Below are 16960 nucleotides of genomic sequence, written 5' to 3' on the forward strand. Positions count from 1 at the left end.
AGCTAGTTCATTAATGTTCCTCATGAATCGAAGCTTGAGCGATGTATACCATCGTCAGCATCGTGAAGATAAACGCTTGCAATGCACCGACGAACAAGCTGAATCCTTGCCAAGCCGCAATGAACGGCAAACCGAAGAAACTAGCCTTGATAAGCGTCGATAGAATTACTTCCCCTGCAAAGATATTCGCAAACAAACGAATACCAAGCGCTACCGGCTTCGCCAAGTTCTCCACGATATTGAGTGGAAGAAAGACTGGGAATGGCTCAATGTAGTGCTTCAGATAATGCTTGCGGTTGTGTTTCAAACCTAGGTAGTTTACCAGAATGAAAATCACAGTCGCTAGTCCCATGGTTACCGCGATATCTGCTGTTGGAGATTTCCACCAGAGCAATTGAATATGCTCGCCTTCGCCAAGTGCGTCAAACGCTGCTTGGTTCGTAGCCAAAATCTCGAAACCAAATATCGATGTTGGTCCATGTGGTTCTGTAATGATTGCAAATGGTAATCCTAGTATGTTGGAAACGAAGATAAATAGCATTAGGGTCATACATAACGATATGTATCCCAAACCTTTCTTCAAATCCATTGTACTGCCGATAATGCCTTGCACGAATTCGACAAGCCATTCCATGAAATTCTGCATACGGGTAGGGTTGTCAACAGACAAGTTTCGGACAGCCAAGCGTGCTAGGATAAACACGATGAGACCGGAAATGAGGAGCATTCCTATCGTCGATAGGTCAAAGTTTATCCCCCAAATCTGAATTATTGGAGCAAAATGCATGTAATGTGTTCACCCCTTTCCATAGCTTTATTTATTTTTAGATGCTACTGAAATAGCGACAACCAAGATTATGAGCTGCGATAAAAACAACCCGATAATTGTCGACATAAGGGATATCTGTTCAAACTTCACTGCGATCATAACGACCAACAGCGAGATGCACATTCTTGTGAGCAGGCCGAAATTAACTCGTCCTTTCTCTTGATTGGCCGCCATTTCCGACAGGCGCATAACCTTCATGGCTAAATTGCGCACCGTAAGCAAACCTGCGACCAAGCCTAGTGCTAAACCGGCCATTAACGGCCGATGTTCGGGTAAGAACGCCCATGCGAACAGCGCTGCTGACATCAGTAGAAACACTGTTCTAGTAGCTGCGTTCACTATGGAAGATAGTTCACTCATTTTGTTCCCCCATGAACTTTGTCACATAGAAGATGATATGAATCACCCCGGCCACGAATCCGACAATGACACCAAGGCCAATCCAGATTCTAGGACCCTCCCATTCTTGCTTCAGCCAGCTCCCTATCAAGTATCCAACAAGTATATACAAAATAAGGGTAACGCCTGCTCCGCCGATAGCAAGGGCTGTACGCCATGTGCTCTCGTTATGATTACTAGGTTTCATAGGCTATAATTCCCATTCATTTTACTTAAAACTATAAGAACTTGTCAACGAATGTTAGCCAGATTTTGCCACGTCTTGTAGACAAATGTCCAAACTGTACGGCTTGTACGACTATTGCACAAAACCGTACAGTACTACTGTATGCTGAACCGTTTTCAAAGAGAAGAGCCTAACGCATTAAATTGTGAACTTTGTGTGAAAAGGTTCAGGTCTTTCTTCGTTTATACCGAAACTGTGAAGAATTGCACTGACAATTCTCGCAGAAGCCTTGCCATCTCCATATGGATTGGCAGCTTGGCTCATGCGCTCATAAGTAGCGGAATCTTCAAGCAACGCCTTCGTACGCGCATAAACCTGTTCTTCTTCCGTACCAACTAACTCTAATGTACCAGCTTCGATTCCTTCTGGACGCTCTGTCGTATCACGCAGCACGAGTACAGGAACACCAAATGATGGTGCTTCTTCCTGCATCCCTCCGGAATCTGTCAGAATGAGATGCGTATGCGGATAAATATTGTGGAAATCTACCACATCCAACGGCTCAATGAGCTTAATGCGTGGATGATCACCCAACATTTCATGTGCTGGCTCACGTACAGCCGGACTTGGATGTACCGGATACACGATAGCAATATCTTCAAACTCATCAGCAATACGGCGTACAGCACGGAAAATATTACGATGCGGCTCACCTTGTGATTCGCGGCGATGTGCAGTCATGAGAACAAGACGCTTACCCTTCGCCCACTCTAGCACTTCATGCTCATAATCATCCCGTACTGTATATTGAAACACATCTGTTGCTGTGTTGCCTGTGACATAAATCGATGATTCTGATTTGTTTTCTTTACGCAGGTTGCCAGCAGACCAATCTGTCGGGGCAAAATGCAAGTCAGCCATAACGCCAGTCAGCTGACGATTCATTTCTTCCGGATAAGGAGACATTTTATTCCAAGTGCGCAATCCAGCCTCAACATGACCAATCTTGATCTGCTGCATGAATGATGCGTAGCTTGCCAAGAATGTCGTCAACGTATCTCCATGAACAAGCACGATATCCGGCTTTGCTTCACGAAGTACAGGTTCAAGCCCTTGAAGAACTCGAATGGAAATATCATTCAAAGACTGCTGCTTCTGCATAATGTCTAGATCGTAATCTGGTGTAATCTTGAACACTTCAAGCACCTGATCAAGCATTTGACGATGCTGAGCGGTTACACACACAATAGACTCAATATGCTCTGGGTGCTTTTGCAGTTCCAAAATCAATGGAGCCATCTTAATTGCTTCCGGTCGAACACCGAAGACCGTCATGACTTTGATTTTACTCATAGGTCAATCCTCCGATATATCATCATGAATGTAAGCGGCATACCGAATAGGCTGCCGCTTTGTTAATCGTTTTACTTTGTTCCAAACAAGCGATCGCCTGCGTCACCAAGACCAGGTACAATGTAGCCGTGATCATCAAGTCTTTCATCCAGAGCAGCCAAATAGATGTCTACATCAGGATGCGCTTCTTGAACAGCTTGTACACCTTCAGGAGCCGCAATCAAGCACATAAGCTTAATTTGTGTGCAATCGCGCTTCTTCAAAGAGTCGATAGCTGCAATAGCAGATCCACCCGTTGCCAACATCGGATCAATAACGATCAATTGACGCTCTTGTACATCTGTAGGCAGCTTTGTGTAATACTCAACGGGCTGCATCGTTTCCGGATCGCGGAATAGACCTACGTGGCCGATTTTCGCACCTGGAATTAGCTTGACAACACCTTCAACCATGCCAAGTCCAGCACGCAGAATTGGAATCAAGCCAAGCATTCTTCCTGCTACAATTTTTGCTTCCGTTTTCGCCACTGGCGTCTCAACAGTTGTAGTTTGCAGCGGCAGATTACGCGTAATCTCATATGCCATCAATGTTGCCACTTCATCAACTAGTTCACGGAAATCTTTTGTCGACGTTTTTTTGTCACGAATCAATGTTACTTTGTGCTGAATTAATGGATGATCACAAATGACCAGTTTGCTCATATAAATAATTCCCTCCGCAATTTACTCTCATCGTTGAATGCAAACAGCAACACTCGTCCGTCTTCAAACAGCCTCTATTATAACATTTTTACCTATTGACTGCACGTCAAAGAGCTTCCCATTTCTTGTCCGTACACATTTTCGTAGGATGCACAATTGAAGCTTACCCTATTTGCCGATTGACCTTCCGTGACAGATTACATATCGCTTTACCTTTTAATAATTAAGATGATTAAGAACTGCCGCATCCCGAGCCACATGAACTACCACAACTTGAGCTGGAACCAGAATCACTGCCGCCTCCGTTATCATTCCCACTATAATCACCGCTAGACGAGCCACAAGCGCTCGCTCCTGAGCAGCTGCTCTTATCATGTTCCGACATCTCTTCTTCGTAATCTACATGATCCGTCGTGGATGCGATAAACATAACCGAGGCCGCCAGTCCCCATTGAAGATAGCTTTGATCTTGCTGCGATTGTTGACGTGAGACTAGATGACCTTGGCGATCCTCCAATCGATCACGCAGATCACGAACACTTTTCATATCGCGCCATTCATCGGCTTGCTGCATTTGCAAACGAGCTTGTTGAATCAAATAAGTCGCTGCCTCTCTAGCCTCAGGAACCTTTCTCCAGCAACTGCTGCGAAACAATCGACGCTCCAGCTCTTCCCACTCCGAATGCACAAAATCCTGCTGAAAAACAGGATCTAATGGATAACGGAAAAACTTCCCCCACAGTTGCTCTGTATATTCAGTCGGGGCGAACAATTGACTATAAACCCAATCAAACCATGCTCGCAAATGAGGAGTCGCACTCACCGTAACGGCAGGCTCATGATGAATTTTTTCTCCCATATAACGTGTTGACCATTGGTCATAATTATTAGTAAACATAAGCATTTCATGCCATATTGCATCCACTTTGCTGCTGAACATAGGCACTTCTTTTAAAATGGCGCATATCACAAAATACCGATCTAACTCCAACTTGCGCCAACTGTATTCTGAATCGGTCATACCCGAAAATTCTTCAAGCATTCGCAGCTTCAGGCGCTCCTCGTATTCCGTATTCCAGCTATGTAAATAATGCTTAACAAGCGGGTACACAGGATGGCTATGTTCTACACCTAGATAAGCCGGGGCATTCCCTGTATAGGGCTTCTCCTTGTTCAATCGTCTATTTCTTGCTTTGGGAGACGAAAGTGTAATAACAAGCAATAAAACGAAAATGATAGCAAAGACGATTAATATTATCTCCATCTGTTACCCCTCCTCTTCAACCATTACTATATTATACGCTCACATTTCGAAAACGGATCAATATTTCATTTTATAAAATCTTCATAAAAAAACCGTTCGCTACCACTAGGGCAACGAACGGCTGGTAAACCTATACTGCATGATGCTATACCTTGCTAATACACATGCGGTCACGCTTATGCGTCGTAGGACAACTGTGTATACAGCGGATACTGATCCGTCAAAGCACGAACTTTACCACGAGCCTGCTCCAACGTTGCTTCATCTGTAGGATTTTTCAACGTCATTGCAATTACTTCTGCAATTACACGCATCGCTTCGCCATTCATACCACGCGCTGTTGCTGCAGGCGTACCAACGCGAATACCGCTCGTAATGAACGGGCTCGTTGGATCGAATGGAATCGCATTTTTGTTACAAGTGATGCCGACAGAATCAAGCACTTTTTCAGCATCTTTACCCGTAATATTGACACTGCGAGTATCAATAAGCATCAAATGGTTATCTGTACCGCCAGACACCAAGTTCAAACCGCGAGCTTGCAGCTCTTCAGCCAACACCTGTGCATTGCTGACAACGTTTTGTGCGTATGCTTTGAATTCTGGCTGCAGTGCTTCACCCAATGCAACTGCTTTTGCAGCGATAACATGCATAAGAGGTCCACCTTGCGTACCCGGGAACACAGCTTTGTCGATCGCTGCTGCCCACGCCTTACGGCAAAGAATCAAACCGCCGCGAGGACCACGAAGCGTCTTGTGCGTTGTTGTCGTTACGAAGTGTGCATGTGGCACTGGATTAGGATGCAATCCAGCTGCAACAAGCCCCGCGATATGAGCCATATCCACCATGAACAATGCTCCTACATCATTCGCGATAGAAGCAAGTGCTTCAAAGTCAATAATACGTGGGTATGCACTTGCACCAGCCACGATCATTTTCGGACGGTGCTTGAATGCTGCCTTACGCACTTCTTCATAATCGATGCGGAATGTTTCTTTATCCACACCATATTCTACGAAGTTATAGAGAACACCTGAAGCATTAACTGGACTTCCGTGCGTCAAGTGACCGCCATGCGCCAAGTTCATACCTAGAACCGTATCTCCAGGTTTCAATGCTGCCAAATACACAGCCATATTTGCTTGAGCACCAGAGTGCGGCTGCACATTTGCATGTTCAGCACCGAACAACTCTTTCGCACGGTCGCGTGCGAGATCTTCAACGATGTCGACATGCTCGCAACCACCATAGTAACGACGACTTGGATAGCCTTCCGCATATTTGTTCGTCAATACTGTTCCCATTGCTTCCATAACTGCTTCGCTTACAATGTTCTCAGATGCGATAAGCTCGATGTTGTGACGCTGACGCTGCAGTTCCAAATCCATTGCCTTCAATACTTCTGGGTCTTGCTTTCTCAAAAAATCTACCATCGACGTATCCCTCCCACAATTCATCCATACTTCACTATGCTCAACACTTTTATATAAATTGACCGAAACGACTATGCCATTCATGATCGTTCCGTGAGCAAATCAATTCCTCTACTATGTTGTTCCAAGTTCGAACAACCATGTGATTAAACAATCGTTACGAACAACTGCCGACTTCATCATTTCCACGATGTAGCTCATGGCTATATACCGCTCTCTCGCCGCCGATTAGTTTAGGTCGACTGGTCGCCATCGTAACGCGTGCAGCACCAATTGTTCGGACAGCGGTTCGTAACGGGACAGCCACATGGCGCACATGCATACCAATTAGTGTTTCCCCAATATCTATCCCTGCATGTGCAGACAAATGCTCCACCACACACGGATCGCTCATGTTGCGATAAGCGATGGATGGCATGGAACCTCCTGCTCGTGGAACCGGAATGGCACTGACTTCTTCTAAGCGCATAGCTTCGCACAGTGAGCGCTCTATCACCAATGCCCGATTCAGATGCTCGCAGCATTGAAAAGCCAATTGTAACTGATAGCGCGATTGAAGAACTTGCAATCCATTATAGAGCGCACTTGCTACATCCAATGTACCAGATGTGCCAATGCGTTCTCCAATCACTTCACTTGTGCTGCAACCGATCACCACAATTTGACCAGGCCGTAGTTGAGCAGCCTCTACTAGAGCATTGGCCGCTAGCTCTGCTTCAGCACGAATGGACTCAAGCTGATCTGGATGCTGCATGATGAGTCTCCTTTCCGCTTAAGGAGCTGCGTGATATTTGCGCTCGATCTCCGCTACTTTGTTCAAGCGGCCTGTATGACGCTCCCCTTGACTAAACTCCGTAGACAGCCATACTTTTACAATTTCTTGCGCAACACCTGGACCTGTTACACGTTCTCCTAGAGCTAATACATTCGTATCGTTATGCTCACGCGTCGCTTGAGCGGAGAAAAGATCGGTTACAAGCGCACAGCGAATGCCTGTCACTTTATTCGCCGCAATGGACATGCCGATACCTGTACCACAAATGAGGATACCGCGATCAGCTTCTTTATTAACAACTGCCTCTGCTACTGGCAATGCATAATCCGGGTAGTCAACAGATTGGTTGCAATCACAGCCATAGTCCTGTACTTCATGTCCCATTTGTTGAATCACTTCAATAATATCTTGTTTCAAACGCACACCTGCGTGGTCTGCTCCGATTGCAATTTTCATAGCAAGTTACCTCCTACGGTTTATGCCACTATTATAACGAATTTTGTAGAAAAAGACGCATTTCTCGCAAATTCGTCACAAGGGATTAACATCCAGATGCACAAGTGACATGCAGGAGAGGTATGCAGATAACAAAAAAAGAGCGAAGCATACGCTATATGCGTACACTTGCTCTTCTGCCCAGGCGACCGGCCGTATTATTCGATGCTCCATCGTGGTATTTCTCCACTCTTGTCGCCAGTCACATCGAACCTCGCGTTTGATAATTGAATCATATCGCAAACCGATAACAAATTCAATTTATTTTTGGTCAAGCTTGTCCAACAAACGTTCTAAAGCGGATCGAATCTCTTCGGCTGTTGATTGATATTGTTCCAAGTTTCCACCATATGGATCCTGAATATCCAAACTAGGCATGCGTGCCTGGAGTTGATAGACTCTTGCTATTTCCAGTTCAGAGGGCTGTTCTCCCATTGATAACTTCAATTGCAATTCTGCCATCAGCGAATGCAGCTCTTGATGGATCTGCTCTTGCTGACTGGACGTATCGTTCTCCTCCACATATTCCTTAAGTGTAAACACTTTATCAGCGACACCCTCGAATTTGTGAATCACATGCTGTTTGTGACTCGCGGTAAGCGTTAGTATAATATCCGCCCAATCTATACTTGCCTTTTCCAAAGAACGGGAGACAAAAGATTCATTCGACATATTCCGTTCATACAGCACCGACTGTGCATGCCTCGACATCGACATTCCGTCCGTTGCTGCCACTCCTGCCGAGCGTACTTCAACCGCGATCCCACGTTGAGACGCCATATGACGCAGCAGGGATTCTGCCATTGGACTGCGGCATGTGTTACCAGTGCATACAAATAAGATGCGTGTCATCGTTGTCCCTCCACGGTGCATTTTCGTGCGCTCAAGCGCTCTTTATATCTATTGTACCCGATTCTACGATGGAATCAAAAAAAGAATACCGAAGATAAGCAGCACCGCTCCTCCTATCGCCTCGCCATACTCGCCTATACGCTGACCAACAAGGTGGCCCAGCTTTAATCCCAATATAGACATGATTCCACCAAATATACCGAATAAAATGACCGTAACAAACAAGTTCCAATGGAACATGCCTAGCGAAACACCAACCGAAAAAGAATCCACGCTGACGCTTAACGCAAACAACAATGTTCCCCACCATGTACCTGTCTGAAATAAGCCCGCAGAATCACCTTTCAGCGTACTATATATCATATGTATGCCTAGCAAGAGCAAGAGCCCCCCAGCCGCATAACTTGTAACTTGTCCGAACACCACGCTCATATAGGCTCCCGTTAAGAGCCCTAGCAATGGCATAGCTATATGAAAAAGAGCGATGCTAATACTGATACGCACCATATCAATCGCCCGCATCCCCTGCATTCCAATACCTAAACAGAGAGAAAACGCATCGCAACCAAGCGCTAGCGCCATAATCATAATGGTCATCAGTTGGCCAAACGGAACAGCCACTATATCTCCCAAGCACTTCCCCTCCTTGTCCGATATCTAATTCAGCCTATGCGGACAAGGAGGGAATCATGACAGAGCAGGCCTGCAATCTACAGAGCGCGAACGACCTCATCGCTGCAGCATCACCTTGCGCTAACATACGACGATGCTATGAGCGCCATCTTTTGCGGCGCTGGCCTACTCTGTTTGGGTCGCGGTCGCCATCGTTCCACTGGAACGAAAGGCGTAACTGACGCGTGCGTTATGGCACGCGGACGAGACGGTGTCCGGCGGCCTTTACGAGGCGGTTCATGACCGCCAAGCCAATTCCTTCGGCTGGACATGTCTCGGCGGCGATGTACGTTGCGCCCGCTTCATCGAAGCGGCGGAGCGCATCGTACAGCAGTTGGGCAGCTTGCTCTAGCTGCTGCAAGCTGCCCAGCTCTACGACGACGTCGGCGCGGTAGCGTGCGGCATGCTCACGGAAGGTGAGCACGCCTGTCTTCTCACCGCGCTGCTTGGCGTCGTCGAGGTCGGCTTGAATGTATGCCGACACAGCTGTATCATCATCGCCTTGCACGAGATACATCGTGCCCTGCGGCGCATAATGCGCGTATTTCATGCCCGGCGAGCGCGGAGCGACCGCCTCTGCCACCGATGAAGTAACCTGGCTATCCTTCGCAGGTTCTACAACCAATTGCTGTGGTGGCTGTTGCAGTTGCTCGATATCTGTACCATTTACGTTCACTATTTTCTTCTCAAAGCCTATGCTAATTACTGTTTCATTTTCAGCCGCTGCAGACTCCCTCGGGATGATTTCTTTACCCGCATGGATATAGTTCGGAGCAACCTCAGCACCTACTAATGTCGGGTCCACTGCACGATCAACCGTAACAGGTGCACCGAGCTCTGCTAACATATCAAGCGTCACACCGCCTGGTCGCAGCACGTGGATACGATCTCCATCAAGTTCCACAACCGTAGACTCTACGCCAACTCCTGTTGAACCACCATCGACAACACCTGCGATTCGCCCAGCCAAATCCGTCACAACATGCTCGGCTCGCGTTGGGCTTGGCCGACCTGATCGGTTGGCACTCGGTGCCGCAATCGGCTTGCCCGACGCAGCAATAAGACGAAGTGCAACTTCATGATCCGGCATACGCACCGCTACCGTTGATAGGCCTGCGGTTACCCGCGGGGAAACTGCACCAGAGCGTGCAGGCAGAACTAATGTCAATGGCCCCGGCCAAAAACGCTCCATGAGTCGCCGGGCAAGCTCATTATACGGCTGTACGAGATCATCAAGCTGTTCTCGATGCGCTATATGCACGATAAGCGGATTGTCAGATGGCCTTCCTTTTGCCATAAAAATAGATTCAACAGCCTCGGTAGATGTAGCATCCGCACCTAAGCCATACACGGTCTCTGTTGGAAAAGCGACCGTCTTCCCTTCCGCCAAACACAATGCCGCTTCATGAATCCACTGCTCTGCTAACGCTGGTTCTGTACCTTGCAGCTGCCATACTTTTGTTCTCTCTTCCGGCAGCAATCCAGATCCGCTGTATTGAGGATCCTTATTATTTATTTTCATGATGCCTATTGCCTCCTGTCACTTTGCACAACATGTACACATCCTATTTAGCAACAGACACTGCGCTGCCAAACTAATCTATTTTCACTGCTGAACGCTATATTCATTGTCAAGAAAAGCCTAACCGTAATAAAGAAGATGCCGGGATCAGCGGCATCTTCCTGTCATTTCTCTCGGATCTTGTTATTCATAATAAACCCTCAAGTCTTGCTGCAATGGTTCTTGCTAAGAACAAGTCATTTTTACTATACCAAACAGTCTCTGCGACACTCTGCATTCCGTACTTTCGCTTAGCGACTCTCGACTGTATATCTCACATTGTTGAACTACATTTATTATAAATGAAATGATGGCCATGAAACAATGATTATCCAATTCCTTAGAACGCTTAGAACTCGTAACAACTGGTTTAACCAAACTCATTCTCTTACTACATCATGTCGGTATATCCACCATGCATATCACATCAACATTTAAAATATGGACTTAGCTGTGTTAGCTATCCACTCAAAAATGGATACGAGTACATCCCATAAGAAAAAACGAACTTCCCGATCCGGTGTACCAGCTTCTTTCTTATTTGCAGTTTCAACCGTTTCAGCTGCTTCTGCCTTTTCCGCCTCAGCTGCGACAGCTGTGCCTTGTGTACCATCTACAAAACATAATGGAGGAAACAATACACACCACCAGTTCTGACCTTCACCACTGCCTAACGTAATCCGTAAAGCCTCATAGTTGCCAGCTGGATAAGCTTGACCTCCGTATAACTTCGCAGGGAACGGAACAACCTTCAACTCCACCTTTACTCCATAAGCATATCCCGCTTTCGCAACCACTTCATCTGCAATTTTTTGAATTTGTTCGAGATGTGATTCAATCCAATTTCTTGCCTCTTCACGGGAGCGAGGCGTGCTGCCTTCTTCTAACCAACCATTCATCCCTTCGACGACAGCATCACGCACCTGTCTTTTCACAGCCTGATCCGCTTCTTTATCAGAATGAGCTAATATACGAAGTCGAATAGCATCTTCTGGAATAGCCTCTGTAACAGCTGTCACTTCTGTAGCTTCTATCGTTTCATTTCCATCCCAACTCATCACGATACCAACAGCTAAAGTTGCTAGCATCAGCATGTTCAGCCAAGTGCGACGTTTCATAACGGTTATGCTCCTTGTGAGGTTGGGCGCGCCTCTTAGCCATCATTATGTCCCCAACCTCTCAACGCTAAACCTATGAAACTATCAAAAAATGAAACTTCTACTGTGCACACTCAAAATCTACTATTCAAACTTCTTATTTACTATAACAAAGTTTTAAATATTCATACCTCTTACCCGATCATGCATCGTAATGTACTGAACCTAGCCTGCTTCCTGTAATTGCTGCCTCTCACTTCGTATCTTCACAGCATACAAATCGATAGATTTGTCCTAGCAAAAGTGGACATGCATTTTCCAAAAGACGTATACGCTTTCGCCAAGGTAATTAATCATTTATATACCATATATTGAGAATAACCCGTACAGCCCCCTACATATTGATTAGATGAAGGCGTTAGCCCCATTCTCTCCAATGTCCACTTTTGCGAAGACATTTCCACTCTTATTCTCCAGCACACAAACACTTTCGAAATATAAGACCTTTGCTTGAGAAGTTATATACCCAAAGCATCATTTACCACATAAAAGGAACTAGATCCTCCATCCACAAAAATAAAAATAGACGAGCATCGCCCGTCTATTCAGCAGTTTTACATGTTAAGCATCTATGCACCTAAAATTAAGAATCTAACATACCTAACACATGCCGCTCAATCCCTGCAAGGTCGTTAACGATACGGATGTTAGGATAACCGGCTTCACGTACGAGCGCGGCAACATCCTGCGCCTGACCACGACCAAGCTCAAAGGCAACAATGCGCGGTAATACGGCAAGTCGAGGAAGCATCGCCATCATGCGTCGGTACGGTTCCAGACCATCCTGACCACCGAATAAAGCGGTATGCGGTTCATAGTCACGTACTTCACGCATTAAGCCTTCTCGATCTTCATCAGGGATATAGGGAGGATTCGATACGAGAACATCCAGCTCCAGACCTTCAAGGGGCAACAATAGATCCCCTTCCAGCCACTCCAAACGCTCTGCCACGCCCAACTGCTGCGCATTCGAGCGTGCCACACTCAATGCCGCGGTAGATATGTCGACCGCCCTAATATGCCAAGAAGGACGCTCTGATGCTAATGCACAAGCAATAGCACCACTGCCTGTACCAACATCCGCTGCACGAATGGATGCTGTCGCTCCCCATAGGCGATCTGCCTCTTCCAGCACCGCTTCCACAAGCAATTCCGTTTCTGGACGAGGAATCAGGACGTCTGGCGTAACTCGGAAGCCTAGGCCATAGAAATATGCCTCTCCAATAATGTATTGAGTAGGCTCTCCACAGCCACGGCGCTCGATTATTTCACGATATGGTTCGCAGCTTACTGCAGGCAGTTCCTCTTGCATCCGCATCAGATACGTCACGCGCTCCCAATCGAGCGCATGTCGCAACAGCAGCTCTGCGTGGTGTCCAGCGTCCTCCACACCAGCAGCAGATAAATAAGAAGAAGCCTGAACCCAGGCTTCTCTTATCGTAAGTGGAGGAATAAGAGAGAACGGCTGTAACGGTCCGTCAATCAAGTTCCGTTCACTCATCCTTGATTCTCTCTCTCCATAATTTCCGCTTGCTCTGTTACCGTCAATGCTTGGATAATCTCTTCCATATCGCCATTCATGACTGTCTCCAGCTTATGCAGCGTGAGGCCGATACGGTGGTCCGTTACACGGCTCTGCGGGAAGTTGTACGTACGGATACGCTCACTGCGATCACCTGTACCTACCTTACTCTTACGTTCTCCCGCATATTTCGCTTCTTCCTCTTGACGCTTAATGTCGTAAATACGCGCGCGTAGAACTTGAAGCGCCTTGTCTTTATTTTCGTGCTGCGACTTACCGTCCTGACACTGTGCTACAATGCCCGTTGGAACGTGTGTTACACGTACCGCGGACTTCGTTGTATTAACCGACTGGCCGCCTGCACCAGAGGAGCAGAACGTATCGACACGAATATCTTTATCGTGAATTTCGATTTCGAAATCATCAATTTCAGGCATAACCGCCACAGTTGATGTGGATGTATGAATACGTCCGCCGGATTCCGTTACTGGAATACGTTGTACACGATGTGCGCCGCTCTCATACTTCATTTTGCTGTAGGCACCTTTACCTGTAATCATAAAGATAACCTCTTTGAAGCCGCCCAAGCCGTTCACGTTTGCTTCCATAAGCTCTGTACGCCAGCCTTGTGAATCTGCAAAACGAGTATACATACGATAGAGGTCTGCCGCGAACAAAGCCGCTTCGTCACCGCCAGCTGCACCGCGAATCTCAACGATTACGTTCTTATCATCATTAGGGTCCTTCGGCAAGAGCAGAATGAAAATACGTTCTTCCAGTTCTTTTTGACGAGCGGAAAGATCCTCAATCTCCATTTTTACCATTTCGCGCATTTCATCGTCGAGCTTTTCTTGCATCATCGTCTTAGCCGCTTCTAACTCAGACATGACGGACTTATATTCCGTATATGCTTCATAAGTTGGCTGAAGATCAGATTGCTCCTTCGAATATTCGCGAAGTTTCTTAGAATCATTAGCGACATCCGGGTCACATAGTAGCTCGCTCAGCTTATCATAACGATCAGCCAACGATTGCAAACGATCTAACATGAAACGTTCACCTCTCCTCACAATTATTGTGTATATATCGAAATCATCTATTGGGACTAAGCCGTCTATGATGGCTATTTATTAAACGTTAAAGCGGAAGTGCATCACATCGCCATCTTGAACAACATACTCTTTACCTTCAAGACGCAGTTTACCTTGCTCTTTCACCACATTCATAGAGCCACCAGCAACCAAATCATCATAGGATACAACTTCAGCACGAATGAAGCCGCGCTCGAAGTCGGAGTGGATAACACCAGCAGCTTGTGGAGCCTTCATGCCTTTACGGATCGTCCAAGCACGAACTTCTTGTACACCAGCAGTGAAGTACGTGTACAAGTTCAGCAAGCGATACGCTGCTTTGATAAGACGGTTCAATCCGGACTCTTCCAGGCCAAGCTCTTCAAGGAACATGTCACGATCTTCGCCTTCCAGCTCAGCAATCTCCGCTTCTACCTTCGCACTGATTGGCACAACTTCTGCGTTTTCTGCCGCTGCAAACTCACGAACTTTTGCAACATATTTATTGTCTTCCGCAGATGCCACTTCATCTTCACTTACGTTCGCCGCGTACAATACAGGCTTAATCGTCAACAAATGAAGCTCACGGATAGCAACCTTTTCATCGTCAGTCAGCTCGATACCACGAACAGGCGTATCGTTGTAGAGAGCTTCCTTCACTTTTTCCAACACTTCTACTTCAAACGCAATTTTTTTATCTCCGCTCTTCAAGTTCTTCTTGGAGCGATCAAGGCGTTTCTCGACAGACTCCAAGTCAGCAAGGATAAGCTCAAGGTTAATCGTTTGAATATCGCTGATCGGATCAACTTTTCCATCAACGTGTGTAATGTTCTCATCTTCGAAGCAGCGAACAACGTGAACAATGGCATCCACTTCGCGAATATGAGCCAAGAACTTGTTACCCAAACCTTCACCTTTGCTTGCACCGCGCACGATACCAGCGATATCAACGAATTCAAAAGCAGTTGGAACTGTGCGGTTAGGTGTAACCAGCTCTGTCAATTTTACCAAACGCTCATCTGGAACTTCTACAACCCCTACATTTGGATCAATCGTACAGAACGGGTAGTTTGCAGATTCTGCCCCTGCTTGTGTAATTGCATTAAATAGTGTAGATTTACCTACGTTCGGAAGTCCGACAATACCTGCCTTAAGTGCCATATCAAATATCTCTCCTTCTCATCATCATGTCATGTATCCAATCAATCCGTGCACACTTATGCCCGTAATAAAAACATAAGCTCACTAGAACAACATGTTCCCTTAACAACGTATCCAGACGTGTCTTACTACGTCCTGCAAAAATTCCTTAACCATTATAACCAACAACGCAAAAAAAACCTAGTCATCGACTAGATTTTTTCCGACTTCTCTACATATTCTGCTAAATAAGGAAGGCCGTGTGACATTTTTAAAAACGACCATGCTTATCTGCGAATTAACTCTCGTTTATTTACAGCTTATTTATAGTCCATTTATAACGTTACCAAAGTCATTCAATTGATGTTTTTTATCATTTTCTGTATTAATCATTATCTGTAATAAATAAAACCATGGAACGTCTGAAACCTAACACCTCATTGTCCCCTTGCAGCAGTGCTATAAAGTTTTCCCGCTCTTCTGCCTGATTATCCTCAACAAGCGGCAGTTCGTACACCTTGCTAGTCTCACCATCTTTAAAGGTAACCGTGAAGATCGTATCTACAAAATCTTTTCCTGCTTTCGCAGAACCACTGCAGAAGCACATCGTCGCTTCAATTGTACCTTTTTTCCCACCAACTCGCTCTACAGCAATTTTAATAGTGTCTCCCTCAACAGCAGATGTATTTGGTTTGCTGAACTGGATCTTGCCGCGTTGTTCCGTCTCACCGCAAGCTTTTCGATCTGTAACCGCAGTTGTCAATGTCTTGCTGTAGTTCTCATCCTTAATGGTGAGTGTTACTTGATCGTCTCGCTTTTCACTTTTCACCGAAAACACATCATTCGATTTGCCCGGCTGCAAAATTTCAAAGCCACTATCCTCAAAACCAGACATACCTTTTGTAAACCAATTTACCTTAATAACCGAACTACCATGATTGGATACACGCCATTTGTCGAAGCCTTTGTTGTCCGAACATACATAAACAGCCTTCACATTTGCTTGCTCAGGAGCTTTATTTGCATAAGCCTGAGACGGTGCAACGACTCCCATAACTACAAGCATAAGTACAAATAAGGAAACTAATAATCGCCTGTTACCATTATAGAAAACAGAACTAGACATCGCACTACTCCTCCTCGCTTTATTGGTATTGATACAATATGTAACGAGACTATAGTACGATACTAATCGTATCATTGTCAATGAAAACGTATAGTTTTTTTATCCTAGTTGCATCTTACTACTGCGACAATATGCGACCTTAGAAACATAACTAATGAACTATACAAAATGTATCGAAAGGATGATAGGAATGGAAAACAAGACACATCGCGGCAATTATAAAGGTACGACCCACATGCATGCCAAAAATCAAGATATGGCATTCGTCAATGATACGTTGGAGCAAGCTAAAACAGCAGTTCCCTTTCAACAAAAGCCAAAGAAGACAGATTAGCGAAGGCTCTCCCTTAACCATTGCCGCCTTAACCTACCGCGATAAGTATAAGTCCGTTTATTAGACGCATAACAAAAAAACCTCGAACGCCTACCTAACGCGTTCGAGGTT

General features: G+C 45.8%; 18 protein-coding genes and 1 riboswitch. Of the genes, 1 reads left to right on the forward strand and 17 read right to left on the reverse strand.

All coding sequences use genetic code 11. From position 1 onward, the window contains the following. Positions 1–10: 10 nt before the first annotated feature. The 17 genes from atpB to H580_RS0105280 form a co-directional block, all read right to left on the reverse strand. Positions 11–787: a F0F1 ATP synthase subunit A gene (gene atpB / locus H580_RS0105200; RefSeq protein WP_028593844.1), complete on the reverse strand. Its 777-nt coding sequence runs from the start codon at positions 785–787 to the stop codon at positions 11–13. 27 nt (positions 788–814) lie between these two features. After that, a complete protein-coding gene (locus tag H580_RS0105205; protein ID WP_028593845.1) occupies positions 815–1189 on the reverse strand; it encodes an ATP synthase subunit I in 375 nt (124 codons plus the stop codon). Beyond that, positions 1182–1415: an AtpZ/AtpI family protein gene (locus H580_RS0105210; protein WP_028593846.1), complete on the reverse strand. Its 234-nt coding sequence runs from the start codon at positions 1413–1415 to the stop codon at positions 1182–1184. The genes H580_RS0105205 and H580_RS0105210 overlap by 8 nt, the downstream gene beginning before the upstream one ends. Before the next feature lie 177 nt (positions 1416–1592). Further along, positions 1593–2747 carry a non-hydrolyzing UDP-N-acetylglucosamine 2-epimerase gene (gene wecB / locus H580_RS0105215; RefSeq protein ID WP_028593847.1) on the reverse strand — a complete coding sequence of 385 codons (1155 nt, stop codon included), beginning with the start codon at positions 2745–2747 and terminating at the stop codon, positions 1593–1595. A 71-nt stretch (positions 2748–2818) separates the two neighbouring features. After that, positions 2819–3448 carry a uracil phosphoribosyltransferase gene (upp, locus tag H580_RS0105220; protein ID WP_028593848.1) on the reverse strand — a complete coding sequence of 210 codons (630 nt, stop codon included), beginning with the start codon at positions 3446–3448 and terminating at the stop codon, positions 2819–2821. 232 nt (positions 3449–3680) lie between these two features. Further along, positions 3681–4712 (reverse strand): glycine-rich domain-containing protein, encoded by a 1032-nt coding sequence (locus H580_RS0105225; RefSeq protein ID WP_028593849.1) that lies wholly within the window; start codon positions 4710–4712, stop codon positions 3681–3683. A gap of 176 nt (positions 4713–4888) precedes the next feature. Then, on the reverse strand, positions 4889–6145 hold the full coding sequence (glyA, locus tag H580_RS0105230) for a serine hydroxymethyltransferase (protein ID WP_028593850.1): 1257 nt from the start codon (positions 6143–6145) through the stop codon (positions 4889–4891). 157 nt (positions 6146–6302) lie between these two features. After that, the gene (locus H580_RS0105235; protein WP_028593851.1) at positions 6303–6899 is read right to left on the reverse strand and encodes a TIGR01440 family protein; all 597 of its coding nucleotides are present in this window, start codon (positions 6897–6899) and stop codon (positions 6303–6305) included. A gap of 18 nt (positions 6900–6917) precedes the next feature. Further along, positions 6918–7376, reverse strand: a complete 459-nt coding sequence (gene rpiB, locus H580_RS0105240; protein ID WP_028593852.1) for a ribose 5-phosphate isomerase B — start codon at positions 7374–7376, stop codon at positions 6918–6920. Between the two features lie 171 nt (positions 7377–7547). Then, positions 7548–7631, reverse strand: a riboswitch (ZMP/ZTP riboswitch). A 45-nt stretch (positions 7632–7676) separates the two neighbouring features. Then, positions 7677–8267 carry a low molecular weight protein arginine phosphatase gene (locus tag H580_RS0105245; protein WP_028593853.1) on the reverse strand — a complete coding sequence of 197 codons (591 nt, stop codon included), beginning with the start codon at positions 8265–8267 and terminating at the stop codon, positions 7677–7679. A gap of 63 nt (positions 8268–8330) precedes the next feature. After that, on the reverse strand, positions 8331–8864 hold the full coding sequence (locus H580_RS0105250) for a manganese efflux pump MntP (protein ID WP_051217286.1): 534 nt from the start codon (positions 8862–8864) through the stop codon (positions 8331–8333). Between the two features lie 265 nt (positions 8865–9129). Next, positions 9130–10461: an L-threonylcarbamoyladenylate synthase gene (locus H580_RS0105255; protein ID WP_051217270.1), complete on the reverse strand. Its 1332-nt coding sequence runs from the start codon at positions 10459–10461 to the stop codon at positions 9130–9132. 473 nt (positions 10462–10934) lie between these two features. Beyond that, a complete protein-coding gene (spoIIR, locus tag H580_RS0105260; RefSeq protein ID WP_028593856.1) occupies positions 10935–11618 on the reverse strand; it encodes a stage II sporulation protein R in 684 nt (227 codons plus the stop codon). A 622-nt stretch (positions 11619–12240) separates the two neighbouring features. Continuing rightward, positions 12241–13158, reverse strand: coding sequence for a peptide chain release factor N(5)-glutamine methyltransferase (gene prmC / locus H580_RS23455; protein WP_036604675.1), 918 nt, complete (start codon positions 13156–13158; stop codon positions 12241–12243). Beyond that, positions 13155–14228 carry a peptide chain release factor 1 gene (gene prfA, locus H580_RS0105270; protein ID WP_028593857.1) on the reverse strand — a complete coding sequence of 358 codons (1074 nt, stop codon included), beginning with the start codon at positions 14226–14228 and terminating at the stop codon, positions 13155–13157. The genes prmC and prfA overlap by 4 nt, the downstream gene beginning before the upstream one ends. 81 nt (positions 14229–14309) lie before the next feature. Next, positions 14310–15410 (reverse strand): redox-regulated ATPase YchF, encoded by a 1101-nt coding sequence (ychF, locus tag H580_RS0105275; protein ID WP_028593858.1) that lies wholly within the window; start codon positions 15408–15410, stop codon positions 14310–14312. Positions 15411–15774: 364 nt separating this feature from the next. Further along, positions 15775–16515: a Calx-beta domain-containing protein gene (locus H580_RS0105280; protein WP_028593859.1), complete on the reverse strand. Its 741-nt coding sequence runs from the start codon at positions 16513–16515 to the stop codon at positions 15775–15777. Between the two features lie 190 nt (positions 16516–16705). Between H580_RS0105280 and H580_RS26360 the strand changes: the two genes are divergently transcribed. Further along, the gene (locus H580_RS26360; RefSeq protein WP_169449350.1) at positions 16706–16849 is read left to right on the forward strand and encodes a hypothetical protein; all 144 of its coding nucleotides are present in this window, start codon (positions 16706–16708) and stop codon (positions 16847–16849) included. The last annotated feature ends 111 nt before the right edge of the window (positions 16850–16960 follow it).

Source organism: Paenibacillus assamensis DSM 18201, assembly GCF_000422445.1.
In the GTDB taxonomy this organism is placed as follows: domain Bacteria; phylum Bacillota; class Bacilli; order Paenibacillales; family Paenibacillaceae; genus Paenibacillus_B; species Paenibacillus_B assamensis.